The 25,836-nt window shown below is 60.2% G+C and carries 23 protein-coding genes and 3 pseudogenes; 17 read left to right on the forward strand and 9 right to left on the reverse strand.

Annotated features, from left to right (window positions below; genetic code table 11):
- Positions 1 to 192: 192 nt before the first annotated feature.
- The gene (locus NKG96_RS10285; RefSeq protein ID WP_254534849.1) at positions 193 to 870 is read left to right on the forward strand and encodes a potassium channel family protein; all 678 of its coding nucleotides are present in this window, start codon (positions 193 to 195) and stop codon (positions 868 to 870) included.
- 106 nt (positions 871 to 976) lie between these two features.
- On the opposite strand, the gene NKG96_RS10290 is transcribed toward NKG96_RS10285, so the two are convergent.
- Complete coding sequence (locus tag NKG96_RS10290) at positions 977 to 2,929, reverse strand: archaea-specific SMC-related protein (protein ID WP_254534850.1); 1,953 nt, start codon at positions 2,927 to 2,929, stop codon at positions 977 to 979.
- Between the two features lie 106 nt (positions 2,930 to 3,035).
- A complete protein-coding gene (gene rdfA, locus NKG96_RS10295; RefSeq protein ID WP_254534851.1) occupies positions 3,036 to 3,638 on the reverse strand; it encodes a rod-determining factor RdfA in 603 nt (200 codons plus the stop codon).
- 428 nt (positions 3,639 to 4,066) lie between these two features.
- Here rdfA and NKG96_RS10300 point away from each other — a divergent pair, with 428 nt between their 5' ends.
- On the forward strand, positions 4,067 to 5,935 hold the full coding sequence (locus NKG96_RS10300) for a cation:proton antiporter domain-containing protein (RefSeq protein WP_254534852.1): 1,869 nt from the start codon (positions 4,067 to 4,069) through the stop codon (positions 5,933 to 5,935).
- An 872-nt stretch (positions 5,936 to 6,807) separates the two neighbouring features.
- Here NKG96_RS10300 and NKG96_RS10305 read toward each other — a convergent pair.
- Complete coding sequence (locus tag NKG96_RS10305) at positions 6,808 to 7,839, reverse strand: halocyanin domain-containing protein (RefSeq protein ID WP_254534853.1); 1,032 nt, start codon at positions 7,837 to 7,839, stop codon at positions 6,808 to 6,810.
- Between the two features lie 115 nt (positions 7,840 to 7,954).
- On the opposite strand from NKG96_RS10305, the gene nirK reads away from it, so the two are divergent.
- Positions 7,955 to 9,043 (forward strand): copper-containing nitrite reductase, encoded by a 1,089-nt coding sequence (gene nirK / locus NKG96_RS10310; RefSeq protein ID WP_254534854.1) that lies wholly within the window; start codon positions 7,955 to 7,957, stop codon positions 9,041 to 9,043.
- A 108-nt stretch (positions 9,044 to 9,151) separates the two neighbouring features.
- On the opposite strand, the gene NKG96_RS10315 is transcribed toward nirK, so the two are convergent.
- On the reverse strand, positions 9,152 to 10,228 hold the full coding sequence (locus NKG96_RS10315; RefSeq protein ID WP_254534855.1) for a DoxX family protein: 1,077 nt from the start codon (positions 10,226 to 10,228) through the stop codon (positions 9,152 to 9,154).
- Between the two features lie 205 nt (positions 10,229 to 10,433).
- Here NKG96_RS10315 and NKG96_RS10320 point away from each other — a divergent pair, with 205 nt between their 5' ends.
- Positions 10,434 to 10,745 (forward strand): cupin domain-containing protein, encoded by a 312-nt coding sequence (locus NKG96_RS10320; protein WP_254534856.1) that lies wholly within the window; start codon positions 10,434 to 10,436, stop codon positions 10,743 to 10,745.
- A 74-nt stretch (positions 10,746 to 10,819) separates the two neighbouring features.
- On the opposite strand, the pseudogene NKG96_RS10325 reads toward NKG96_RS10320, so the two are convergent.
- Positions 10,820 to 11,131: pseudogene (locus tag NKG96_RS10325) on the reverse strand (DUF7998 family protein); the annotation flags it as partial.
- Between NKG96_RS10325 and NKG96_RS10330 the strand changes: the two are divergent.
- Positions 11,123 to 11,449 (forward strand): annotated as a pseudogene (locus NKG96_RS10330) (nitric-oxide reductase large subunit); the annotation flags it as partial. The pseudogenes NKG96_RS10325 and NKG96_RS10330 sit on opposite strands and share 9 nt — an antisense overlap.
- Before the next feature lie 98 nt (positions 11,450 to 11,547).
- Positions 11,548 to 11,946 (forward strand): group I truncated hemoglobin, encoded by a 399-nt coding sequence (locus NKG96_RS10335; protein ID WP_254534857.1) that lies wholly within the window; start codon positions 11,548 to 11,550, stop codon positions 11,944 to 11,946.
- Positions 11,947 to 11,978: 32 nt separating this feature from the next.
- On the opposite strand, the gene NKG96_RS10340 is transcribed toward NKG96_RS10335, so the two are convergent.
- A complete protein-coding gene (locus tag NKG96_RS10340) occupies positions 11,979 to 13,166 on the reverse strand; it encodes a hypothetical protein (RefSeq protein ID WP_254534858.1) in 1,188 nt (395 codons plus the stop codon).
- A 48-nt stretch (positions 13,167 to 13,214) separates the two neighbouring features.
- Here NKG96_RS10340 and NKG96_RS10345 point away from each other — a divergent pair.
- Positions 13,215 to 13,361: pseudogene (locus tag NKG96_RS10345) on the forward strand (ferredoxin); the annotation flags it as partial.
- Positions 13,362 to 13,440: 79 nt separating this feature from the next.
- Here the strand turns inward: NKG96_RS10345 and NKG96_RS10350 are convergent.
- The 3 genes from NKG96_RS10350 to NKG96_RS10360 form a co-directional block, all read right to left on the reverse strand.
- Complete coding sequence (locus tag NKG96_RS10350; RefSeq protein ID WP_254534859.1) at positions 13,441 to 14,313, reverse strand: succinate dehydrogenase/fumarate reductase iron-sulfur subunit; 873 nt, start codon at positions 14,311 to 14,313, stop codon at positions 13,441 to 13,443.
- Positions 14,310 to 14,639, reverse strand: coding sequence for a cupin domain-containing protein (locus tag NKG96_RS10355; protein WP_254534860.1), 330 nt, complete (start codon positions 14,637 to 14,639; stop codon positions 14,310 to 14,312). The genes NKG96_RS10350 and NKG96_RS10355 overlap by 4 nt, the downstream gene beginning before the upstream one ends.
- 64 nt (positions 14,640 to 14,703) lie before the next feature.
- Entirely contained in the window at positions 14,704 to 15,030 is a 327-nt protein-coding gene (locus NKG96_RS10360; protein ID WP_254534861.1) for a CGCGG family putative rSAM-modified RiPP protein, read from the reverse strand.
- Positions 15,031 to 15,394: 364 nt separating this feature from the next.
- On the opposite strand from NKG96_RS10360, the gene NKG96_RS10365 reads away from it, so the two are divergent.
- The 10 genes from NKG96_RS10365 to NKG96_RS10410 all read left to right on the forward strand — a co-directional run bounded on the left by NKG96_RS10365 (position 15,395) and on the right by NKG96_RS10410 (position 25,836).
- On the forward strand, positions 15,395 to 15,970 hold the full coding sequence (locus tag NKG96_RS10365; protein ID WP_254534862.1) for a hypothetical protein: 576 nt from the start codon (positions 15,395 to 15,397) through the stop codon (positions 15,968 to 15,970).
- A complete protein-coding gene (locus NKG96_RS10370) occupies positions 15,970 to 16,704 on the forward strand; it encodes a QcrA and Rieske domain-containing protein (RefSeq protein ID WP_254534863.1) in 735 nt (244 codons plus the stop codon). Before NKG96_RS10365 ends, NKG96_RS10370 begins: the two co-directional genes overlap by 1 nt.
- A 1-nt stretch (position 16,705) precedes the next feature.
- A complete protein-coding gene (locus NKG96_RS10375; RefSeq protein ID WP_254538136.1) occupies positions 16,706 to 18,154 on the forward strand; it encodes a cytochrome b in 1,449 nt (482 codons plus the stop codon).
- On the forward strand, positions 18,147 to 18,344 hold the full coding sequence (locus tag NKG96_RS10380; RefSeq protein ID WP_254534864.1) for a DUF8120 family protein: 198 nt from the start codon (positions 18,147 to 18,149) through the stop codon (positions 18,342 to 18,344). Before NKG96_RS10375 ends, NKG96_RS10380 begins: the two co-directional genes overlap by 8 nt.
- Positions 18,341 to 21,367 carry a nitrate reductase subunit alpha gene (narG, locus tag NKG96_RS10385; protein WP_254534865.1) on the forward strand — a complete coding sequence of 1,009 codons (3,027 nt, stop codon included), beginning with the start codon at positions 18,341 to 18,343 and terminating at the stop codon, positions 21,365 to 21,367. Before NKG96_RS10380 ends, narG begins: the two co-directional genes overlap by 4 nt.
- A complete protein-coding gene (gene narH / locus NKG96_RS10390; RefSeq protein ID WP_254534866.1) occupies positions 21,364 to 22,413 on the forward strand; it encodes a nitrate reductase subunit beta in 1,050 nt (349 codons plus the stop codon). The genes narG and narH overlap by 4 nt, the downstream gene beginning before the upstream one ends.
- A gap of 60 nt (positions 22,414 to 22,473) precedes the next feature.
- Positions 22,474 to 23,292 carry an ethylbenzene dehydrogenase-related protein gene (locus NKG96_RS10395; RefSeq protein ID WP_254534867.1) on the forward strand — a complete coding sequence of 273 codons (819 nt, stop codon included), beginning with the start codon at positions 22,474 to 22,476 and terminating at the stop codon, positions 23,290 to 23,292.
- Positions 23,293 to 23,294: 2 nt separating this feature from the next.
- Positions 23,295 to 24,020 carry a molecular chaperone TorD family protein gene (locus tag NKG96_RS10400; RefSeq protein WP_254534868.1) on the forward strand — a complete coding sequence of 242 codons (726 nt, stop codon included), beginning with the start codon at positions 23,295 to 23,297 and terminating at the stop codon, positions 24,018 to 24,020.
- A gap of 68 nt (positions 24,021 to 24,088) precedes the next feature.
- On the forward strand, positions 24,089 to 24,979 hold the full coding sequence (locus NKG96_RS10405; protein WP_254534869.1) for a DUF8068 family protein: 891 nt from the start codon (positions 24,089 to 24,091) through the stop codon (positions 24,977 to 24,979).
- Positions 24,976 to 25,836, forward strand: a complete 861-nt coding sequence (locus NKG96_RS10410; protein ID WP_254534870.1) for a HEAT repeat domain-containing protein — start codon at positions 24,976 to 24,978, stop codon at positions 25,834 to 25,836. The genes NKG96_RS10405 and NKG96_RS10410 overlap by 4 nt, the downstream gene beginning before the upstream one ends.

Raw genomic sequence — 25,836 nt, forward strand, 5'->3', positions numbered from 1 at the left:
CCGATGCGGGACGACTCTGCCGACACGAACTGCTGAGTGTCCTCACTGCGGTGATGTTGAAGTTTTCACGACGCCTCTCAGTTCCGAGTATACGTTCGAAGGATGCGACGACGACTGTAGCGACCATTGCTTTGGGGTGCTGGCCCCTCACCGAGTCGGGAAGTTAATGACCACCTGGTGTGACGTTGGCGTATGGAGATCGTAGTCGTCGGTGCGGGCAGCATTGGGTCCAGCCTGATCGAAATGGCGACTCTCGAGGATAATGACGTCACAGTCATTGAAAAGGACCCAGCAACTGCCCACGATATCGAGGAGCGATACGATTGTTCTGTGATCGTCAAAGACGCCACTGACCGCGAAGCGCTCTGGGCGGCGCGTGCAGAGGACGCCGACGTGGTCATCGCGACGACCGAGCAGGACCCCGTTAATATGATGGTCATGATGCTCTCTCGCGAGATGGGCTGTGAGTCGCTCATCAGCGTGGTTCACAACAAAGAGGATATCGAACTCTTCCGGACGCTTGGTGTGAACGTCGTCGAGAATCCACAGCGACTCATCGCGGAATACATCTATCGAACGATTCGTCGGCCCGGAATCAAGGACTTCATGCGGGTTGGTGATACCGCAGAAGTCTTCGAAATCACGGTCGCTGAGGAAGCTGCAATCGTTGGACAGTCGCTTGAAGAGGCAGACATGGCTGGATTGCTCCCCCCGAATATGATTACCGTCGCGATTGACCGGGATGGTGAGATCATCGTCCCTCGGGGGCCAACAGAAATTCGCGCTGGCGATCGTGTGACGATCTTTTCCGATAACGGGGTTTCCGAAGATGTCATCTCGCCGTTTCGGAGTGCCGATGACGAGGAGTGATTCGCCCGAACTTTACGAACTATAGTTTGTAAACCACATACGCCCATGGGCTGTAAGTGGATAGTGGTGGCTACCTGCTTTCACAGAACGAATTGAGTCTCCGAGGTCATTCGGCTGCTGCGATCATCTGTGCTGGGATTCGGTCGAAGGACTCGTCGAGAGCCTGCGCATCTTCGGGGAGTAACGCTACGACAAGGAACGGGGCGTGTTCGGCGAAGTACTCGATGAGTCGGGCAATTCGTGTTGCATCGATTGCTTCTAGCGAATCGAGGAGCATCATCGGAACCACTTCATACACCTGGTGGACGAGGTATCCGGATAGTGCTACTACGAGCCCAATAACCTCGCGCTCGCTTTCGCTCAACGTGTCGATCGTGTCTTCGTAGACCGCGCCGTCTTCATTGGATCTGACGACGTGCAGTTCGAATGTAGACACGGATCCACCCCGATACCCACCACGTCGAGAGTCGAACTTCGTTCCTTCTTTCCGCTCAATCCAGACGCGTTCGATGTTTCTGTATTCGAGGATGTCAAGGATGTCCTCCATCCGTGTGTTGAATGCCTCGATGGCTTCTCGTTCGAGGTCTTCGATCCGGGTGCGCTGGGATTTGAGTTCCTCCTGAACCTCTTCTCGTTGCGCCTCGAGCTGCTCCAGTTCGTTATCCAGTTGGTGAATCTCCACGAGGTCGTCCTCGACGTCGGAAAGTTCCTGTTCGAGTTGACCCCGCTCGTACTGGAGTTCGCTGAGGCGCTCGTAGGCATCGAGGAGTTCGGTGTCTCGAAGTTCCTCGGTCTCACGAACCCGGTGTTCCTGAGTTTCGATTTCGTCCCGGAGTTCGTCAATCTCGCGTTCGACCGTCTCTACCTGACGCTGCCGTCGTTTTATATCTGACCGAACTTCTTCGAGTTGGGATTCCAGTTCTGCCTTCCGCGTTTTGGTCTGTTGAAAGTTCGCCCGCTGCGTACGGAGCGTTTCGACGGTGTCTTCGAGCTCATGCAACTCGTTCCGTTTCTCGGCGATGACATTCCGGAGTTCGTCGAGGCGATCACTGATTTCACGTTGTTCGACTTCACTACCGCACGTCCAGCATTCGACGAGTTCGGTCGCTGGATCGAGTCGAGCCGTTACCTCTTGCCCGGTCGACGACCAGAGGTCGAGGTCAGGCCCTTCGTTCGATAGGAGGTCTTCGTTGAAGTCGACAATAGCAGAGAGTTCCGTCACTAGATTCGACAATCGACGCTCACGTTCCTGAAGGGTGGTCAGCTCGGACTCAATCTCGGAAAGCTCGTCTTCTTCCATCGACAGCGAGTCCATCTCACACTCGAGCTCCGCTCGTTCGTTCCGGAGTGCACGGAGAGTCTCGCGGTGCGTCTCCACTTGAGACTGCTTGCGATTGAGCTGTTGGCGCAGTCGTTCGAGTTCGTCGAATGCCTCCTGGGCGGCACCAGCTTCTTCGGGGTCGGCTTCGTGCTCATCGACGGTCTCCCTGACCGACTCTAGCGCTTCTGCTATCGCCTGCAGACGGTCCTGGAGGTCTTCTTCACGCTCTTCGAGTTCTGGAAGCTGCTCACACTTCGAACGGATTTCGTTGATCCGGGTGTTCAATTCCGTGCGCTCGTCCTCCAATTGGTGGATCGTCTCCTGAATGGCATCCGTATCCACCGGTCGCATGATGATCTCCCTGAGGCTTTGTCCGTTCTGGATTGCCTGACGTGCCGCGTTGTCCTCGAGTAGGCACGCAAAGAGATCCACCAGCTCGGAATTCTCGGAGTAGGGCGCTCCGGTTCTGGTAACGTCACCATTTGATCGGACGAACCGGCGAGAATAGGTTTTTTCGTCGATCGATAGCTTGACGAATCCTTCTTCGGCGTCGCTTTTCAATGTCGCTCCAGACCCCCCCAGTGCGCCTGCGAGCGCTGTCAACAGCGAGGTCCGGCCTGTAGCGTTCTGTCCTGTCAGTATTGTCACGCCGGGATTGAGCGTGAGTTCACACGCTTCTATCCCGCCAATATTCTCCACCGTGACTGTTGCTGGCTCGCAGCTAGTTTGCTGTGACATTGCTTTTTGATCAGGTTGTGTTGGGGATCACACGTCCGGCAACTTCGTTTGTGACCCGTTGGCACGCTCTCCACTTGATTTGCCCGGTCTCTGTATGTTGCACAGGTCAGTCTCGTTCATACGTGCAGGCACAGCGCCCCGTGTCAAGCAGTTCATGGAGCCGGTACGATTCTCCGCAGGCATCACAGGTAACTCGGACTGAATGGGTGACCTCTAGCGGCCCGGTTTCGAGATCACCTGCGCTTTGGAGACGGGAGAGGGATTCTTCGATAACTTGCTCACTCCGCGCCCGTGCCCACTCGATCGTGCCCCGTTCGGCAGCTGGGTCTACGTGCTGGTCTCGACTGGTGTCGATATCGAGACAGTCCTGTAGATGGTGTCGCATCGTTGTGTGTGAGACGAAGTCACGCCGAAGACGGTCGAGATCAATCTCTCGGTTCTCCAGTTTGGATTCCACCTCTGTTCGTCTGCTCTGTCGGATCTCATCATCTGTCAGAATCTGATACAGTGTTTCGGGGTCGCCAACCACATCGGCCTCTGCAGTCGCAAGAGTTCGCTCGAGGATGCGAGTGTTCGTAAACGTCGCGAGGTCGCGGAGACTACTCCCTCGCTGTCGGCGAGTGCGGAGTTCGGCATCGAACTCGAAGAGGTCATACGAGTCAATTGCCCGTCCGACCTTGCAACACGCGGCGTTTGTCTCCTGTGACATACGATTGCTATCTGATATAGAAAGACGGGTAGTATAACTTGATTGGGGGCCGAACCAGATTAATACCCGCGTTCAGCAACACGGCCCGCGTGCTGATAGAACAGCTACCGGGTATGTCTGTACGAGACTCTCAACCGGCGGAGGACCCCCCACGATGGCCCGGAGATATCATGTTCTGTGGGCTCCTTTGCATTCTCGGTAGCATAGTGGTTCGGCCCGCCGCACAGCTGAATCCCACCTTCAATGACATCTCGGCAGCGGTCGGATACTTTGGCCTCCTTCTCGTCTTCATGGGTTTCTTCATTCACATCTCTCTTGAGTGACTCTCGAATCGACGCCACCATCTGTAACCGGCAAATCGAACGGCTGGCAGTGGTCCGCCGTATTAATATAGAGTACCAGAGTTATCCAATACAGGTGCCACGGTCATGAGTACTGGGAGTGGGATCATTCCTCTCGTCGTGACGATCCTCGGACTGGGTGTCGTAGCCCAGATATTAGCCGATCGGCTGCAAATCCCGAGCGTCCTTTTTCTCATCCTCGCAGGCATTGCCGTCGGACCGGAGGGTCTCGATATTGTCGGCTTGGATTCGTTCGGTGGTCCAGAACCTCTGTCAGCAATCGTCGGCCTCTCGGTGGCGATCATCATTTTCGAGGGTGCGTTCCACCTGAAGATCGAGAAACTCCAACAGGCGCCACGCGAGTCGTTGCGGCTAATCACGGTGGGGGCACTCGTCAGCTTCATCGCGACAGCCGTTGCCGTCCGGTTCGCTCTAAATACTTCGTGGGAACTGTCGTTTCTCGTCGGCGCTCTCCTCATAGCAACTGGACCGACGGTGATCACTCCCATTCTCAAAGTCGTCCCTGTTCGAGATCGTGTTGGGGCCGCCCTCGAAACGGAGGGAATCGTCAATGACGTGACGGCAGCGATCCTAGCGGTCGTGATCTTTGATGTGGCAGTCGTCGGAGGCACTCGGCTGCCACTCTTGGTCGAAGGATTCACGTCTCGATTGGGTATCGGAGTGCTGGTCGGCGTGTTCACCGCCGCTACGATGTGGTATCTCCTCAAGCACGTCGACCTTTCGCCGACGAATGCCGTCCAGAACGCTCGACTTGTCGTTCTTATCGGCGCGATTGTGACTTACGGTCTCGCAGAGGGTTTAGCGCCGGAGGCAGGCATCGCTGCCGTCGCGACGGCTGGGATCTTACTCGGAAATGCAGATGTCCCTTATGAAGAGGAGATCGAGGCGTTCAAGGGCGATATCACCCTGATTGTTCTCTCGTTTGTATTCATCTCGCTGGCGACGCTGCTTTCGTTCGCTGACCTCGTAACACTCGGACTTGGAGGAATTCTCGTCGTTGTCGCGGTTGTCGGGTTGATTCGCCCAGTCTCGGTGTTACTGTGTACGTACGGTGAGCGATTGACTGTCCGTGAGCGGCTCTTCATGAGCGCCATTGGACCTCGTGGTATCATTCCAGCCAGCGTTGCGACGCTGTTTGCACTCGAACTGCGCCCGACGAATCCGGACGGGGCGGCTATTCTGGTAGGCACTGTGTTTCTGGTCATTCTCACGACCGTCGTGTTTGAAGCTGGTTTCGCCCGTCACATCGCACAAGCGCTCAACGTACTTCCCATGCGTGTACTCATAGTTGGCGGTGGTCGCGTCGGTCGCGGCCTCGCCGAACGACTGGAGGATAGAGGTGAAAACGTCGTCATCATCGATAATGACCAAGCAACGATCGAAACTGCTCGAAATGCTGGGTTTAGTGCCCGACACGGCGATGGCACCGATATCGACGTGCTTCAATCGGCCGGGATTGAGAACGCGAAGATCGTCGCTGCTGCGACTGCAGACGACGATGTGAATCTCCTCATCGCCCAGCTCACGAACTCGAAATTCGATGTCGAGACGGTAATCGCGCGTGTAAACACCCCTCGGAACGTCGAGGCGTTCGAGGAACTAGGGGTTCGGGCCATCTCAGCGAACGATGCGATTGCTCACGAGATGGACAATGCGATCGAGCGACCTGCACTTTCGGAGTGGATGACCGAACTCGGCCGAACTGGCGACGTGCAGGAAATAGAAGTAACAGCAGAAAAGCTAGTAGGGAAATCCATCAAGGAATTAGACGAGTATCTCCCGGACGGAGTTCTCATTGCACTCGTCAGTCGCGATGGAGAGTCGCAGATCCCAGAACCGGACCTTATTCTTGAGTACGGTGACCATCTTACCTTTGTTGGCAGACGTGATGCGGTTCACGAAGCAATCAAACAATCTCATCCTGAACCTCAATAGTGAATAGATAAGCAAATTGTTATCCTATCTACTTTCTCGGCTGATCACCACAGTCCGTCGAATTCACTCACCGAAAGGACGAGTTCGAGTCCCCGTTCGAAACGATCTCGAAGAGGTGCCGAAGAAATTCCAGAGGCTCGACCGAGACGGACATCTTCGGCATAAGATGTCTGGATCTATCGCCCGGCTTTCGACGTATGCTCCAAGACCAATCTGGACCCTGTGTTCTTGATTCAACCGACTCGCGATCTATCGGTTCTCGATGGCAAGCAATCTATACCGTTGTCTGAGCCATATTCCACTGGATTCGGGCATGTTTGCTCCCATCCAGAGCACCCCCTCACAGCTGTCGGAGCGCTGACCGGCATTCTGCTCGGTAGTATTGAAGGCGTCGCGCTCGGAGCCGTTATGGGACTTTTCGTCGGAAAGACGCTCCAAAGTCTCATTTGGGCCGTTGTGAGCGAATGACCAATGAGTCCGCTGAGAACCACCCGCATCTCGTCACACAGCAGAGATCTACATGGAGGTTAGACCTGCCCCTCCGGCCGCATATCGAATTATTCCGAAAGTATGGGGGAAGCTCCCGAACTCGGAGATCACCGCGGTTTGAATATTGCGACGAGTAGAGATGTGCAAAGCGGTACTCCAGCAAGTGCCACCAATTCTCCGAGTGTCACTATTACAGGAACCCGTTCGGTGAGCCCGATAATCTAAATGAGCAACTCAGCTCCAATACTAGTGGTCGAGGTGCGTGCAGTCCGATCCGACGCACCCAGTAGTGTTCCGACGGCTTGGGGATAGACGATTCCGTGCACGAATAGCGTAAGCCAGAGGAGCAGTTAGTGTACCTTCAAAAACGTCGAATCCCCTAGCTAATCCTCATCACGCTCACGGGACATCGCAACAAAGAGGGCGAATAGGGCGCCGGCCAGTCCGACGCCACCGAGGGCGGCGAATTCGTCGTCGGTAACGCGGGGGAGGCCCTCGTAGGGGTCGCCGACGACGATAGCCCCACGCATCCCTTCCGCGTGATGAGGGTCACAGGAGTACTTGCTAACACCAACACCGTCGAACACCATTCCGAAGTCACCCTTGGACTGCTCGGGACTCTCGTAGCTGTCGTTTTCAGCTGTGAACTTGTGCGGGCCGTCCTCACCCACCCACTCCCAGAGGACTTCCGTACCTGGATCGATCGCTACTGCGGCTGGCGAGATAGCGAAGCCACCGCCGTTACCCGCGGTGCCGACCTGGATACGGACGAGCGAGCGACCGCGCATGTCGACGGTCCGCCCGTAGTTATCGGTATGCGAGAACCAGCCACCGTAGTGGGGTTCCCGCGCGAGGTAGGTGATCTCCTCTGCGTCACCGGATTCGCCCGCCGGGAAATCGGCGTTCTCCAGACCAACGTCCGCATCGCCAACGACGACGGCGCCTTTCATCCCCATCACCTCGTGTGGGCTGCACGCGTACGTGGTGACTTTCTCGGCATCGAAAGTGTGCTCGAACTGGTGCCCAGACGTGTCGACCAGCTCGCTGGCGTAGCTGCCGTCCGCTGCGGTGACGTCGTGCACACCACCCTCACCGGTCCATTCCCAGCGGACGGTCGTACCGGGATCGACGCGGAGGCAGGCGGGCTCAAAGGCGAATGCCCCGCCATTGCCGTCTGCACCGACCCGGACCAGCACGAGGCTTCGGCCGCGCTCATCGACGACGCCGGAGTAGTTCGAGACGTTCGAAAACCAAGCCTCCAAGTCCGGCGTCTCGGTCGCGGTCGCGCGCCCGCTCGCACCGCCCACGAACATACCGGAGGCAGCCAGCAGGGTCGCCGACTGCAGGAAGCGTCGGCGAGGCAGCGAGTGGCCCGTCGCCGGTACTGTCTCGGGAGTGGTACAGGTACTGTTCATACTCATTGTACAGGTGCGACGGACATAGGTCAGAACGCCAATTCTCAAGGTCCGAGAGCCATATATCAGATATATACTGTTTTCTGAGTTATATCTATTCAGAGGTCAACCACGCATGTCCTACACCACTACTCGTCGTCGCGTCCTGCAGGGAGTCGGTCTCGGTGGGACGATGGCGCTCGCAGGTTGCGTCGTCGGCAACCCCATGAACGATGTCCAGACTCGACCGATGTCCCTGGACACCGACCAGCCCGCGTCCCTCGGTGCCGCGAAACCGGTTGACGTCGAACGAATTGCTGCCGATCCGCGTGATATTCCCGCCCCAATCGAGCGCTCGGGGCCTGCCACGGTCGAAGTCGAACTCGAGACGCTGGAACTGGTCGCCGAGGTCGAACCGGGTGTGACGTTCAGCTACATGACGTTCAATGGGCGGGTTCCCGGCCCGTTCATCCGCACTCGCGTGGGTGACACGGTCGACGTCACTATCCGGAACCACGAGAACAACTCGATGCCACACAACGTCGACTTCCACGCGTGCCGTGGTCCCGGCGGGGGTGCCGAGGCGACGCTGGTCAACCCAGGCGAGACGAAACGACTCAGATTCAAGGTCACCTACCCGGGCGCGTTCATCTACCACTGTGCGGTAGCGAACGTCGATTACCACATCTCTAGTGGGATGTTCGGCATTATCCTCGTCGAACCCGAGGATGGACTCCCCGAGGTGGATCACGAGTTTTACCTCGGTCAGCACGAACTCTACACGAACGGAAACACGGGCCAGAAGGGCCACCACGAGTTCGATTTCGCGCGAATGGGGATGGAAGACCCGACGTACGTCCTGATGAACGGGGAGAAGTACGCCATCACGCCGGACAACTACGCCGAGATGAACGTGAAGACGGGCGAAACCGCCCGTATCTTCTACGGAGTGGGTGGGCCAAACCTGTTCAGCAGTTTCCACGCCATCGGCAGCGTCTGGGACGAGGTCTGGGAGCAGGGAGCGCTTGCCAGCGAACCGATGCGCTACGTCCAGACGACGCCGGTCCTCCCCGGGAGTGCCTGCGTCGCGACGATGTCGTTCCCTGTGCCGGGAGACTTCAAACTCGTTGACCACGCACTTTCGCGGGTCGCACGCAAGGGCGCGCTCGCAGTCGTCACTGCCGAAGGACCGGAGAATCCAGAGGTGTTCGATCCGATCGAATGACGAACCTGCGTGCCGTGCAAAAATCGATGGTGACCAGTCTCTCTTGTTTGGTAGTTACGTGTCGTGTGACGTGAACGCGCTCGTACGGCTAATCGAGTGTAACAGGCGCTAGTCGGCCATGCTGGGGCGCCGCGAGTCCGTCTCCGTCGGTTGAAGTCGGTTATCGAGTGCCAGTGGTCCACTCCCCGTGATGAGCAGGACAGATACTAATCCGTACAGAGACAGGTGCGCCAGGACGGGGTCGTCCGGCAGGCCGAACAGCGTCGTCGTAAACAGCAGGAACGCAACCAGTGAAAACCCGCGAGTGAACAGCCCGAGCAGCAAGACGATGCCGACTGCGATTTCAGTTACTCCCGCGCCAACTACCCACAGCTCCGGTGGGGCTGGTACCACCACCGTCAGGTTATATTTGTCGACAACCGCGAGGGCTGACTGCGGGGACATGAGTTTCTGGACAAATCCGAGATAGACGAAATTCAACCCGAGACTCACACGGAGCAGCGTTGGCAGGTACACCTTATAATCGACGACGAGGTGTTGGAACCAGACGGCGATTCGATGGATAGGGTCGATCCGCCCGTACACTGTGCTGTCGGCTTCAGCGACGCGCTGGAGGACGTCATCAGCTGACGGCCGTCCGGCGCCGAGCAGGATAATGGCCAAGAATCCGCCCACGAACTCGTTGGCAAGCAGGATGCGCGGGTCGACCACGAGGCCGACGACGTAGGCAACCAACCCGATCGCGGCGACTGCACGCGTTGCAAGTCCAAACAGCAACAGGAAGCCGATACCGATCTGGAGCAATCTTGCCTCGATGGGTACGGCTGGGCTGAAATAGTAGCCTGCAAAGCCTGCACCGACCAGCGGGAAGCCAATACCGATGCGCAAGAGCCACGGAACGAGGTCAGTGTACTCTTTCATCGTTGCCCGGAACTCCGCGATGTCACGGGGGAACGGCCTGACGAGGATCCAACCGGCAAGCAGTCCCACGAGTCCCACCGCACCTACGGCTAAGAGGACAGCATTCAGCGGGTCCGACATCGTCGTAATGACGAACTGGATCGCCTCACCGATCGTCTCTGGGTCTGCGTCGACCACGTAATCGACGTGGGCGGTGGCGATCCCGCTCAGGAATATCGTTGCCGCTCCCACCGGGATTGCGCTGCGAGCTATTCGTCGTATCACGTCATCTAGCAGAGACACCGGATGTATAATCGTCTCGGAGAGGGCTCCCGATGGACACTACGCCAACGGAGGAACGAATTAGAATCCCAGATTCACTATGTCGAAGAAACTGCAGGACTGAATTCCCCCGGTTGGCTTTCGATGTACCCACCGTCCATCTTCTAGCCGAAGATGTTCGGGCACCTTACTTTCACTACTCGCACTCATGCCAGAAATCACGACCCTTGATGACCTCACGAAGGCACCACACGCGGAAATATTCGAAGAACGACACTCTCGGGCGGTTCACCTCCAGCTGGATGCGGGTGATCGTGTTCCCCCGCACACCCACCATGGGACAAACATCGTGCTTCACCTGGTGTCTGGACATCTGGAACTGTCTTTGGACGGCGGGACCTACGATGTGAAACCAGGACAGCTCGTTCGATGCAGTGGCGAGTGCGAAATCTCACCGCATGCACTCGAACCGAGCACGGCCGTCGTCGTGTTCGCCCCGAAAGCGGACAGATCCGAGTAATCGCGTCCATAGGGAAGAAACAGCCTCGGTCTGGACCGTTTGCGGGTGATAGACAATATTTGAGAGACGATCTCTCAGAAAGGAGCGTCTGGGTCACCACGACTCGGCCGCTCGTTCTGCCTGGCACGTTCCATGAGAGTAGACCCGACGTCACCGTCGGGGACATGCGTGACGGACCCGGTCGAGAGAAAGTCGTCCTCTAGGTTTTCGAGCTGGTCGTTAATCGCATCGCTCTGGTGATGCATCCGAGCAGCTCGAACACGGACGAGATCGTAGTCGTGGCGGTCCGACAGGCCATTCCACGCACGGAAGGTACCGATCGTGAGCGTATGCGTCTGTGGACAGAATGGGGTCGTCGGCGTGGATTCAGCCCGGAGCGTCGACTCCGGTGGGCGTTCTGGCTCTGGAACGTCGGCATCGCCGTCATGGTGTTCGTGTCCGTACTCCCGGTCGGGTTCCTCCAATTGGAGACGGCGTTCACCCAGAGCTACGCCGCCGCACGGAGTCTAGCGTTCTACAACAGCGACCTCGTCCTGTTCCTCTTCTGGGCGCGGCTCCCCGGTGACACGATGATCATCCTCGGGACGCTCGTCTTCCTCTACGACATGGTCGCCAAGCGGTTCACGTTGCGGTCGGTCTCGCTACCACGTGATTCTCCAGGTTGGGGGACAATTCCCGACCGGGGGATGGCCGAAGACGACGATTGGTATCGAGGAAAACCAGCGGCTACCTCACGTCCGAATCCTTCTCTCCCCTCGATTTCACAACACCCTTGGTCGCCTCGCTAGATGCCAGTCACGTAATGAGCGAGGACGAAACAGTGTTCGACCGCCTTGGCGGTCACGAGGCAGTCGAGAGCGTCGTGAACGATTTCTACGACCGTGTGCTAAACGATGAGCGCGTCATTCATCACTTCGAGGACAGCAACACGACGGAACTCCGGGCTCATCAGGTCCAATTCATCTCTGCGGTAACCGGCGGTCCAGTCGAGTACTCTGGGGACGATATGCGCGACGCTCACAGAGGTATGGGCATCACCGACACCGAGTTCAATGTCGTGGCAGACCACTTGGATACTGCACTCGCTGAGAACGGGGTCTCCGACGAAGACCGTGAACTGGTTCTCGAGACGGTCGAGGAACTGCGTCCCGAAATCGTAGAGACTGCTGAGAGTGGCGAAACGAGTTCGGCGCCTTCGTGACTACTCCCACAACGGTTCAGTCGTGGGGGTCGTCACTCTCCATACCGCTCCCGGAAGAGACCCAATAGCAGGTACGCGTACAAACTAGCACCGAGAACGGCGAGAAATCGCCCGATCGCCATGGCGACGTCAACCCCGGCGAGCGACCCGTACACCTCCACGCCGAGGCCAGCTGCGAGACACCCCATCGAGGCAAGCGCCGTTCGGTCGTTGGCGCCCGGGAACGTGCCGACCGCTGGCGGGTAGAACTGAAAGGCGACGCCGACAATCGTGAGTCCGAGGAAGCCCAACAGGTTCAGCCGGTAGTGAGCAATCGACCAGCCGGGCGACCCACCAGCGAACGCGAAGTGGGCACCCAATGCAACTCCCACAACGCCCATGACGACTCCAACCAGCGGCCCGTAGAGACCGACACGGCGACGCTCGGAGCGAACAAAGAGTACTACGTACGCGACGGCGAATCCGCCAACGGCGATGGATTCAGCGACGGCGCCAACCCGAAACCACGTCCCTCCCCAGAGGTTCCCGGCGACGAGCGCGGGGCCGACCGCACCCGCGGTGAGGACCACGGCGACGAGCATCACCGGGGGCGAACTCACGAGGAATCGCGGAAGGAGGCGGAAGCCGACCGTGAACACCAGCAACGCACCGACACCGGCTGCGAGCAGGTGGCTCGCGCCGGCCATCCCGCGTCCGGTGAGCGTCGGAAGAGCCGCCGAGACGGCGACCGTTTCGTAGGCACCAGCAACGAGGTAGGCGAGAACGACCGGGACGAACGCGTTGGCGGCGCGGTCGACCCACTGGCGGTCGACGTTGACCTCTCCGGTGCCCGTCTCACGTCCCGTGAGGTTGTCCCGGACCGTCCAGCCGACTGCGCCGACGAAGACGAGCGCGCCGAGCGCCCAGCAAACGGCGCCCACGATACCGACGACGGAGGGTACGTCATCGAAGGGCGCCACGGCGAGGCCGACGGTACCGAGTGATAGCAGCGGGAGACTCATGGCTGGCGCCCCAGGATGCGAAAGCCTCCGATCAAAGTAGGAGGGGACGAGCGCGTACCCCTTTCCAGCGACGGTGTGGAGGACGAACCCGTAGAGTCCGAGGACGACGCCCGAGCGGTGGGGCGCATCGACGAGCGCGGTGATCTGCCACGCGACCAAGAAGAGTGCGCCGACGGCTACGTGCCGCCGAGCCCCCTGTGAGACGCGCGCTGCACTCATATGCCACCACAATTGGAGTGTCACCCGCTAAACGTTTCCCCGTCACCACTCGTTGGAAGTGACGAACTCGAGAAGGACCGCTATGTTCGGGACGTCCCCGAGGGTGAGGAGTTCGATGCGGAAATGGCAGCTCGTGTCTGCCCTGTGGACGCGATCACGGTCTATGACGACGAGGGCGAACAGCTGGTTCCCTAACTCGGTCACTTGATGCGGTCACAGCGAATAGATTGTGAAAATTGAATGGAACAGAGAAGCCGTAGCCCCACCGTTCCGGTTACCAGAACTTGAGGTTTCGCTTGATGGCCTCGCGTTTCATCACCTGGATCTCTTCGGTGATCGGGATATCTTTCGGACAGACCGTGGTACACGAGAACTGTGTGTGGCACTGCCAGACGCCGTGTTCTTTGTCGAGGAGGTCCAGCCGGCGTTCCTGGGCATCGGGCCCTTCGCGTTCGTCCATGTAGAACCGATAGCCCTTGACGATCGCCGCCGGCCCGATGTACTCGTCGTCGGTCTGGGCCGGATTACACGACGACGTACAGCAACCACACTGGATACACCGGGAGGCCATTTTGATCTGCTCACGGTTCTCGGGCGACTGCCGCTGCTCTTCTAGCTCGCCGAGGGGGAGATCATCAGGCTGGAAATACGGTTCGACGGCCTCCATCCGTTCGTAGAAGTGGTCCATGTCGACGACGAGGTCCTTGATGACCGACTGGTGAGGCAGCGGCTCAGCCCGAATGGGTTCGTCGAGTCCCGAAACCTGCGTCTGACAGCCCAGTCGCTGCCGTCCGTTGATGAAGAAGCCGTCACTGCCACAGACGGCCATGCGACAGGAATGGCGGAACGTGAGTGAGGAATCGTACTGATCTCGCGCGTAGATGAGCGCATCGAGGACGGTCATTCCCCGTTCGTAGGGGACGGTGAATTCGTCGAATCGGGGTTCCTGTTTGGCCTCGACATCGGGGTCATACCGAAACACTTCGAGCTGGATCGTGTCAGGGTCGGCGTCGGCAGCCCGTTCGCCTTCGGCCTGTGACTGAACAGCCATTGCCCGCTCTCGTTTCCGCTCAAGCCGTCGCTGCTGCGGTGTGTCTTCGTCGTCAGATGCGGGCTTCGTCGAAGCAGATGGCTGTTGGGAGCTCATAGGTCCCCTTCTGAAGAGCTAGGACCCTCTCGTTTCGCAGCGAGAACGAGCAACGCGGTACTGTCCGCCTTTGCAACCGGAGAGATGTCCTGTGCCCCATCGAAGTGAACGACATCACCCTGAGTCACGTGGTACGGCTCCCCATCGAGTCTGAGTTCGAGGCTGCCAGAGATGAGGTAGAGCACGATGTCTCGATCCGGATGCGCATGCGGCTCGACATGCTCCCCCTCGGAGAGGGTTAATCGGATCGTCTTCGGTTCCTCGCTGGGAAAGGCGTTCGCGTGTGGTTCCCCTTCGAGTTCCGGGAGCGATTTGATGTGGACCATAGTGTTCGGATCGGTGAGTGGACGGATTCACAGCCTGCCGCCGCCGTTCGCTGCGTTCGTGACGTTATTCGATGTGAGCGCGGACGACGTGGCCCCCACAGCCGCACTGTTCGACATACTCCCAGCGGACGTCCTCCTCCTCGAATCGGTCGGTGAGAGCGTCGTAGAGATACGTCTCGGGATGGCCATGCGCTTCGTGGGTGACGAGATTGACGTGGTGGCCGCTGGTCGTGTGTTCGATGGCCTCGATCGCGTGTCGTTCGAGCAGAGAGCGATCGTCGGCGTATTGTGGTTTCTCGAGATTCGCCGACCACGAGTTGTCGTGAGTACGGTCAGTGACGGGTTCCGTCTCGCCGTGGCCGTGATCGTGATCGTGTGGGTCTGTTGCCATAACTGGCTGTAGGTCCGCTACTGTCAAAAGAAATGGGGTCCCCGTCTCGGTGATGTATAGTCACGGAAAATTGGATTCAGGAAGTCTGAAGCGGTGGATACGGAACTACCCACCCCCAACCATTAGTGAGCCGATTGTCGCCTCCACGCTCTGTGGATCGCGTAACCTCACACCCCGCCGAATCCTACTAGAAGGTAGATCGATCCAATTGGTGGATCAGGATATACAGGACGACAGACGAATTAATCAGGGATGGTGCTAACATTTAACACTACCCCCTCACCTTGTCACGATGTTGGGAGTATACAGTCGGACGATCCCCGCAAGATATTCGATAAAAACAATCAACACTTTCCCACCAATCATGCACCGTCGCACTCTCATCATCGTCGGCATCCTTCTCGCCGTCCTGCTTCCGATGTGGTTCGTCGGGCTACAAGGTGAGCCGCCGTCCGAGGAAATCGAAATCGATCACAGCGTCAGTGAGATTCGACCGCTAAGCGGATTCGTCGATACTCCCAACAAACTCTCCCCGAGCCAAGTGGGGGTGATCGTTTGGATTGCACTTCTCGGTCTCGTCGGCGTGACAGCGTTCTTCCACCGATTTATGGACAAGGCGGCGAGGTCTGACACTAGTGGCGGCGAGACCCTCACTGACGGGAGTGGTCGCACCGCGCCCTGGATCGAAACCGAGGACCGCTGGATTGTCGCGTATCATCCTTCGAGTGATGCTCTCGAGGGTCTCATCGCCATGGGCGGGCTCACGGTCCTGACCATTACCTTCGCGGCACTGTTCACCGGCGAGTACCTCACCTTGGCCCGAACCCAGTACTTCGGCATCTACGCCTTTGGCATGTTCATGTCGCTGGCTGGCCTGACCGTCTCCTACTATGCCTGGTTTATGCCACATGTCGAGGTGGCCGAACGGAGGGATCACTAATGGACGAACGTACACAGCACGAGATCATCTCGCAATCGTATCCGACGGCCGACGCCGACGAAAGCCCGAAGACTGACCGGAGCGACGAGTCGCAGGCCACCACAGGCAACTGTCCCTGTTCCAGGTCGGGAACGACCGAAACGCCGAGCATCTACAAAGAATTTCGGCGTGACGAGCGCGCGAAGATGGCACGACGAGACTACGCGAAGGTACTTGCGACAGTCGGTGGGCTGACCGCCGTCGGCAGCCTCGCTGCACCGCTTGCAGGACTGACCCAGGTCTTCGAGCGGTCCTACACCGGGCCGGTCTACTCTGACGGCATCGCCCTCGTCGACGGCGAGGGCGTACGAGTTGAAGAAAGCCGACTGGCCGAGGGCGAACACATGACCGTCTTCCCGGAGCCACGACCGGGCATCGATCAGGCCCCGACCCTACTCGTACGGTTTCCGGAAGACGCCTACGGCGGTACGACCAGACTCGAGTTCACCGCCGGCGGCTATGCCGCCTACTCGAAGGTCTGTACGCACGCCGGCTGTATGGTCGCCGACCGTGACGGCGATACGCTGGTCTGTCCGTGTCACTCGGGCCGGTTCGATCCGCTCTCAGGTGCCGACGTAACCGGTGGCCCGCCGCCACGGCCGCTCCCACAGCTTCCGATCACTATCTCAGATGGAGGGGAGCTGATCGCCGTTGGGGACTTCGAAGCCCCCGTTGGGGCCGGAGGGGGTGAGTGAAGTGGGACGACTCGATCGCCTCTACGGTTGGTTCGACGATCGACTCGGACTCGGCTCGGCGCAGACGTTCCTCGGGAAGGCGTTCCCTGCGGAAGACTCATACCTGCTCGGGGAAGTCGCCGCCTTCTGTTTCCTGCTGCTGGTGTTGACGGGCATCTTCCTCGGCTTCTTTTTCGAGCCGAGCACCTCGGACGTTGAGTACGAAGGCAGCGTCGCCGAGTACCAGGGCGAGGAGATGCCCGAGGCGTTCGTCAGCGTCCTCAACATCACCTACGACGTCCCCTTCGGGATGTTCATTCGGCGGCTCCATCACTGGGCGGCCCACCTGTTCATCGCCTCAATCGGACTGCATATGTTACGAGTGTTCTTCACCGGAGCGTATCGCAATCCCCGCGAGATCAACTGGCTCGTTGGGACCGGCCTCGCCGGTCTCGCGATGGGTGCGGCCTACACCGGCTACGCGCTGCCCTTCGACGAGTTCGCCAGCACTGCGGCGGGCATCGGCTACAACATCGCCACGTCGATACCGTTGCTCGGTGACGCCATCGGCCAGATCGTCTTCGGGGGCGATTTCCCTTCGAGTGCGACGGTTCCCAGACTCTTCTTTCTGCACGTCCTCGTGATACCCTTGCTGATCGCCGGGTTGCTCGGATTGCACTTCCTTATACTGATACGCCAGAAGCACACCGAGGCTCCGCGCGACGGGGACGTAACCGGGCGGGAACACGTCGACCGGAACGACGGTAGCGTCGTGGTCGGCCTTCCGATGGTGCCCAACCAGGCCGCGGTCAGTGCCGTCGTCTTCTTCCTGACGTTGGGGGTCCTGTCGTTGCTAGCAGGGTTACTTCCCGTCCACAACGTCGCTCACTACGGACCTAGCGATCCGGCGAGTACACCCTCCCTCGTCATGCCCGACTGGTTCCTGATGTGGGGATATGGCTTCCTGAAGCTGACGCCTGCCTGGATGAGCTTCGACCTGTTCGGGATCCACGTCAGTTCCGAGTTCGTCGGTGGGCTCTTGTTGCCAAGCCTGGTGTTCGTCGCCGTCGCCGTCTGGCCGTTCATCGATTACGAGTCGGAGCCAATCCACTTCGGAGCCGACCCCCTAGTGCGACCGTTCCCGACCGCGGTCGGCATCGCCGGGGTGGTCTTCGTGATGCTGGCCTCGATTGCCGGCATGGACGTCATCGTCGCCGACCTCGTCGGGTCAACGACGGCTGTGATCAGGCCGTACCTGACTGCGATGTTGATCGTCGGACCGATCCTCGCCGGTCTCACGACGTACGCCGTCCTCGGCGGCTTCGGCGATGGCGGGCGTGACGGCGGTCCGGCCATCGGCGATGGCGGCAGTGAACGGGACCGTCTCGAACCCGATAGCGTCGACCGGACGAGCGAGTCGAAACCGGCCGCCGTCGAGGACGGCAGCAGACCGGAGGACACCGATGAGTAATCACTACGAGAACAGGAAACGAACGCTGTCCGAACGCCAGTACCACTGGGTGGATCGAGTGACCAAACTACTCGGCGTCGCCTTGATCGGCACCGGGCTCCACGTTGGCGGCGGGACGGCGACCGGCATCGCCGTCGCGGCGCTTGGCGTCGTCGTCGGACTGCTGACAGTAATTATCAATCGAGAATGAGTGACAGAAACGACTTCCACGACGACTCGGAATCGGTCACGAGAGACATCGACACGGCACGCCGTGACTTCCTGAAAGGGATCGGCCTCGGCGCGGCACTAGGGGTCACCGGCGTGAGTCTCGCCAACCAGCAAGAGGGGATGGATACGCTCCAGGTCGTCGACGACCCCATCGGCGACTACCCGTACCGCGACTGGGAGGATCTCTACCGTGAGCAGTGGGACTGGGACTCGACGGCCCGATCGACACACAGCGTTAACTGCACCGGCAGCTGCTCGTGGGAGGTCTACGTTCGCAACGGCCAGGTCTGGCGAGAATCTCAGGCCGGCGACTACCCACAGTTCGACGAGGACGCGCCGGACCCCAACCCCCGCGGCTGTCAGAAGGGCGCCTGTTACTCCGACTACGTCAACGCCGACCACCGCGTGCTCCACCCCCTGCGCCGCACCGGTGAGCGTGGCGAAGGCAAGTGGGAGCGGATTTCCTGGGACGAGGCGCTGACCGAGATCGCCGAGGAGGTGGTGGAGACCGTCCAGGCAGGGGAGTACGACGCGATCAACGGCTTCACCCCAATTCCCGCGATGAGTCCGATCTCCTTTGCCTCCGGGAGTCGCCTGCTCGACCTGCTGGGCGGCGTGACGATGTCGTTCTACGACTGGTACTCCGACCTGCCACCGGGCGAACCCATCACGTGGGGGACCCAGACAGACAACGCAGAGAGTGCTGACTGGTACCACGCCGACTACATCATCGCCTGGGGGTCGAACATTAACGTCACGCGCATCCCCGACGCGAAGTACTTCCTCGAGGCGGCCTACAACGACACGAAACGCGTCGGTGTCTTCACCGACTACTCCCAGACGGCGATCCACTGCGACGACTGGTTGAGCCCCGACCCCGGCAGCGATCCCGCACTGGCGCTGGGAATGGCCCGGACGATCGTCGACGAGGGGCTCTACGACGAAGCCCACCTGAAAGAGCAAAGCGACATGCCGCTGCTGGTCAGAGAGGACACCGGCAAGTTCCTGCGGGCCGCCGAGGTGGACGGCCTCGGTGCGGGAGTCAACGACCCCGAGAAGGTCTTCGTGATGCTGGACGACGGTGGCAATCTACGGATCGCACCTGCTTCACTGGGCGACCGGGACGGCCAGCACGACGACACGGCGAGCATCGAACTCGGCTTCGACCCGCAGCTCTCGGTCGACACGTCGGTCTCGACGGGGGACGGCCAGGTGTCCGTTCGCTCGGTCTGGGAGAACCTCCGGGAGGAACTCGCCCAGTACACACCCGAGTACGTCAACGAGGTCACCGGTGTCGGTCGCGAGACGCACCAGGAGGTCGCCCGCGAGTTCGCGAGCGTCGAGCGAGGCAAAATCATCCACGGCAAGGGCGTCAACGACTGGTACCACAACGACCTGGGTAACCGGGCGATTCAGCTGCTCGTGACGCTGACGGGGAACCTCGGCCGGCAGGGGACCGGCTTCGATCACTACGTCGGCCAGGAGAAGATCTGGACGTACGAGGGCTGGCGAAAGCTTTCGTATCCGACCGGCAACGTCCGTGCCGTCCCGACCACGCTGTGGACGTATTTCCACAGTAACATCCTCGAGAACGTCGACGAGGAGACGGCGGCGTTGATCCAGGAGTCGATCGACCGCGACTGGATGCCGGTGTATCCCGCAGAGCGGGAGGACGGTTCCCGTCCCGATCCCAGCGTCCTGTTTATGTGGCGAGGGAACTACTTCAACCAGTCGAAGGGGAACGTCGCCATCGAGGAGCAACTGTGGCCGAAGCTCGACCTGATCGTCGACATCAACTTCCGGATGGATTCCTCGGCGCTGTACTCCGACATCGTCCTGCCGACGGCCAGCCACTACGAGAAGTATGACCTCTCGATGACCGATATGCACAGCTACGTCCACCCGTTCACGCCGGCAGTCGAGCCGTTGGGGGAGTCGAAGACCGACTGGCAAATCTTCCGTGAGTTGGCCGCGAAGATCCAGGAGGTCGCCCAGGAGCGCGGGACCGACCCGATAGCGGATCGCGACTACAACCGCAACATCGACCTGCAGAGCGTCCACGACGACTTCGTTCGCGACTGGGAGACCGGCGAGGAAGGCCCGCTGGCCGACGACCGGGCCGCCTGTGAGTTCATCCTCGAACACTCCGAGGAGACCAACCCCGAGGGATCTGACGAGCAGATCACCTTCGAGGATATCGATGAGCAGCCCCAACGCTTCCTCTCGGTCGGCGACCACTGGACCTCGGACCTAGAGAAGGGAGAGCCGTTCACCGCCTGGCAGCGGTACGTCCAGGAGAAACAACCGTGGCCGACGTTCACCGGCCGTCAGCAGTACTACGTCGACCACGACTGGTTTCTCGACCTCGGCGAGCAGTTACCGACCCACAAGGAGTCGCCGACGCTGCAGGACCGCGAGGACTACCCCCTCCGGTACAACACGCCCCACGGCCGGTGGTCGATCCACTCGACCTGGCGGGACTCGACGAAGATGCTCCGGCTCCAGCGTGGCGAACCCGTCGTCTACCTCAACCCTGAGGACATGGACGACCGGAACATCCAGGACGGCGACACTGTCCGCCTGTACAACGACCTCGGCGAACTGGAGATACAGGCCAAGCGCTACCCGAGCGGTGAACCCGGGACGGCCCGGATGTACTTCGCCTGGGAGCGGTTCCAGTTTCCCGACCGCAACAACTTCAACTCGCTCGTATCCATGTACATGAAACCCACCCAGCTCGTCCAGTACCCCGAAGACACCGGCGAACACCTCTCGTTCCGTCCGAACTACTGGGGCCCGACCGGCGTCAACAGCGACGTCCGCGTCGAGGTCGAACGGATCGAAGAGAGCGCCGACGCGGACGCCGACGAGGAGTCCGAACGACCGGCCGCCACCAGCGACGACGGGTCCGAGGACGAACCCAGCGGCAACGACTCGACCGCCGACGGGTCGAGCAGCTTGATCGATGAAATCGGCGGACAAGAAGGAGGAAACAGCCAATGAGCCAGACCGACGACGGTACCGATGTCCGCCTCGCCGATGGAATCGACCACCAGGTGGCGATGGTGATGGACCTGAACAAGTGTATCGGTTGTCAGACCTGCACTATCGCCTGTAAGACCAACTGGACTGACGGCGGCGGCCGTGAGTACATGTACTGGAACAACGTCGAGACCAAGCCCGGGTCGGGCTACCCGCGCGACTGGGAGGAGATGGGCGGTGGCTGGGACGAGGACGGCGAGGAACGCACGCCTGGCGAGTTACAGAGCAAGGAAGAGTACGGCCGTGCCTGGGAGTTCAATCACGAGCAGGTGATGTACGAGGGCAGCGACGAGCCCTTGCGGCCGATGGAACAGCCGGACTGGGGGCCGAACTTCGACGAGGACGAAGGTGCCGGCGAGTATCCCAACTCCTACTACTTCTATCTCCCCAGGATCTGCAACCACTGTACTCACCCCTCCTGTGTCGAGGCCTGTCCACGCTCAGCATTATACAAGCGCGAGGAGGATGGCATCGTCCTCGTCGATCAGGACCGCTGTCGTGGCTATCGCTACTGCGTCGAGGGGTGTCCCTACAAGAAGGTCTACTACAACGCGATGAAGAAGACCTCCGAGAAGTGTATCTTCTGCTATCCACGCATCGAGGGTGAGGGACCGGAAGGGGAGGTCCTGCCGCCGTCCTGTGCGGAGGACTGCCCACCCCAGCTCCGGCTCGTCGGGTACCTCGACGACGAGGAAGGACCGATCCACAAACTCGTCAACGAACACGGAGTTGCCGTACGCCTTCACCCCGAATACCGCACGGAGCCAAACGTCTACTACATTCCCCCGTTCGCGCCGCCACAGCATTCCGAGAGCGGCGAGTCCATCGAGGCCGAGCGCATCCCGCGGAGCTATCTCGAGGAGTTGTTCGGGCCCGACGTCCACGAGGCCCTGAATACAATCGAACGAGAGCGTGCGAAAGTCGAACGCGGTGAGGAGAGCGAGGTGATGGAGATGCTGACGACGACCGACACCGCGGATCAGTACCGGCTGGAGGTGTTCGACTGATGACGTATAGCACTCGGCAGGTATGCCTGCTGGTGATGGAACCTAACTGGTGGAGGGAAAATGGACCGTAAACCGACGCTCTTGGCGGCACTACTTGCTATCGGTCTTGTAGTGACGACACTCGTCGTACCGGCGCTGGTGTCAGCCCGGCCGGCCTACGAAATCCCTGTTGCGAACGTGGACAACAGTACCACGCTGGACACAGTCGACGGTGAGGGGTGGGACGAAGCCCCATCCGCTGGCGTATCCCTCAGCAGTTCCGGTGCGGCCGTTCCCGGCGGTGACGAGAGTACGATCGACGAAGTACGTGTCGCCAGCGCACGAACCGATGAGCGGCTGTATATCCGCTTGTCCTGGGCAGACCCGACACGGGATACCAGCGCAGACGACGTCCGCCAGTTCGCCGACGCGGTCGCAGTTCAGGTGCCCGTCAACGAGAGCGCGAGGCCGCCGATCGCCATGGGTAGCACCGACAATCGGGTCAATGTCTGGTACTGGAATGGACTGAACGTCAGCCAGGAACTCCTGGCTGGGGGCCCAGGAACGACCACAGTCCTCAGTGACAGTAACTTGGAAAGCAACGCGACGTACCAGGACGGTCGTTGGCACGTGGTGCTGTCGCGACCACTGGACGACGTGAGCGACAACCGCACGTCCTTCTCCGCAGAGCAGGACGTCGATGTCGCCGTCGCGGTTTGGAATGGGTCGAGTATGGAGCGCTCTGGCGCGAAAGCCACTAGCGAGTGGCACTACCTCGCGCTCGGCCCAGGGCCGCAGGGCCCGCCCTATGAGACGATTCTCTGGCTGGTCGCCGGTCTCGGGATCGTCTTCACGACGCTGGTGACCATCGAGGGTGTCCGCCGTACGAGGGGTGAGTGACCGTGGCGACCAACGACGATGACGATCGGATCGAGTCTGTCGTCGGAACGAACGATTTTGCCGACGAGCTTGATGTCGATGCTGGCGCTCGCGGTGCGATCTACGCGCTGCTGGCGCGGCTGTTCACTGAAGCTGACGAGGAGCTGTATGCCGCGCTGTCCGCTGGTGAGGTCACTACCGAATTCGACGCGCTCCTCGACCAGACCAGCCTCGACGTCGAGCCACCGAACCTCACTGTTACGGAGGACCGAGAGGACCTCTCGGCGAGGTACAACGACCTGTTCGTTGTCGGCTACTCGGAGGTCGTCGACAAGACGGACGGAACCGTCTACAACGAGGGCCCTCCGGTATCGCTGTACGAGACCGACTACCGGCCGAATGTCTCTTGGAACGACGTCAACCTCGATTTGGCGCGAGCGTACGAATACTTCGGCTGCGAGGTCGACCGAGAGGTGCGTCGCAACCACGACCACCTGCGACTCGAACTGGAGTTCATGGGGTATCTCTGTCGCCGCGAGGCTGCCGTCGATTCCGACGTGGCGGCCGCACGCCTAGACTTTCACGACCGGCACCTCCGAGTGTTCGCCGAGGGACTGGCTGAGGCACTCGGGACGGAGCCAGGCACCGGCCTCTACGGCCGCCTCGGTGGCTTTCTGAATGGGTTCACGTCCGCCGACGTGGACGATCTAGCCGCTCGAAAGGACGATCGGGAGGGCGACAGAACGTGAACAATGAATCTTCAACCGAGCGATCAGCTACGGGGGAGAAGACGGGAGGGACCGGGGAAACCAATCCGATGTTCCGCCTCAACTGGAATCGGACGCGTTTCGCCGGTGGTCGTGACCGGATCCTCCTCGCAGCCGGTGCCATCGCGCTGGTGTTGGTCGCACTCACGACGACGATCGGCATCGTTCGGAACCTTCCTTACCGACCGCTCGTCGTTCCGGAGATCGTCCGCTCGCTGATGGTCGGTGGAACGCCCGCCGTCGTCGCAGCGACACTCGTCGCGGTCGCACTGGCAACACGACGAGACGATGTCCGTGTGGGGCTGCTCTTTGCCGGTGTGTTCGGTCTGCTGGCGGCGGTCAGTGAGAGTGCAACCCTCCCGGCAGTCGCCGCCGTGGTCGGTGGCGGCACCATCGCGCTGTTCGGGAGTCTCGGTCGGCCGGCGACCTATCGCGAAGGGCGCCGGATCGCTGTCGGGGTTCTAGTGACTGCCGGCATTGCCATCTCGCTCTCGAGCACTGTCGGACTACTCGAGGCTAGTTATCGTGGGGCCGGTGGTTTCCTCGCGCTCGCGGGTCTCGCGGCTCTCAGCATTCGTGCGGAGGGCGACTGGGCCGCACTTGGTGCCGGCGTCCTGGCATTCGCCGTCGTCGTCTACGCGAGCGTAACACGACCGTTCGTCGTCGGAAGCGGGCTGCTGGTGGGGTTCGCCGTCGTCGACGTCTCTCATTTGCTTGCTGCGCTTGCACTCGGCGGCGGAACGGCCGCGGCGGTTGGCGGTCTCCATCGCCGTGAATACAGCCTGGCGTTCGGTGCCGGTCTCCTCCTGTTCGCTGGCGTCCCGGCGACGCTGCCACGGGCGATGGCAGTGTTACTAGGTGCGATACTGGCACTCGCTTCGACCGATCGGCTCGTCGACAAGGATTCACATGATCGGGATACCAAGGAGGTCTCAGAATGAGAGACCCTGAGGAGGCAACAGACGGCCCGACAGATCCTCGCGTCCACCCGGAACAAAGCCCAGGTTTCGGTGAGGAACCTGAGGGGTTGGAAGATATCGAGGTAAGCCGGGACGTGACGCTGGGCGAGGCGACGCCACGGGAACTCCAGGCGACGGATCTGGGGCCGGTCGCCGACCACTCTACTGTGGACCTGATCGAAGACCTGACATCGGACGATATCGTCGAACGGCGGCGAGCGGCGCTCGCGCTGGGTGAGAAGCGACCGACAGAGGGTGTCTTAGACGCACTCATCGAGATCGGCCTGGCGGATGACGACAGTGACGTCCGGCAGTTTGCCGTCGAATCACTCGGCAACGTAGGCGGTGATGGGGCTACCGAGAACACGAGGGAGCGCTCGGGTGAAGCTGCCCAACGAGCCCTCACCGACGATGACCCCTGGGTCCGTGCAGAAGCAACAGTAGCGCTGGATCGAATCGACCGGACCGCTTACGAGCAACACCTCGAAGCGTTACTCGAGGATGACCATCACGCTGTCCGACGGAACGCGGCCATCTCTCTGTTCAAGATTCACGGTGCTGCCCTGCTGGAGACATTGCTCGACCTCTCATACGACGACAGTGAGAGAGTACGGGAGTGGGCCGCCCACCTGCTAGCCGGCGTCGACGATGAGCGTGCAGAGGGGCGACTGGAAGAGATCGCTGCCACAGAGGACGAACCGAAGGTCGTCCGGAGCACTGCGGCGCGGTCGCTAAATATCGATGTCGGCAAGTTCCGGCGACAGTTCACCGGCGGCTTGGAGAACGACAGCGCAGACCTACCTGGCGAAAGCCGACTCAACCGACAACCGGATCTCTAA

This window comes from Halomarina litorea, from assembly GCF_024227715.1.
In the GTDB taxonomy this organism is placed as follows: domain Archaea; phylum Halobacteriota; class Halobacteria; order Halobacteriales; family Haloarculaceae; genus Halomarina; species Halomarina litorea.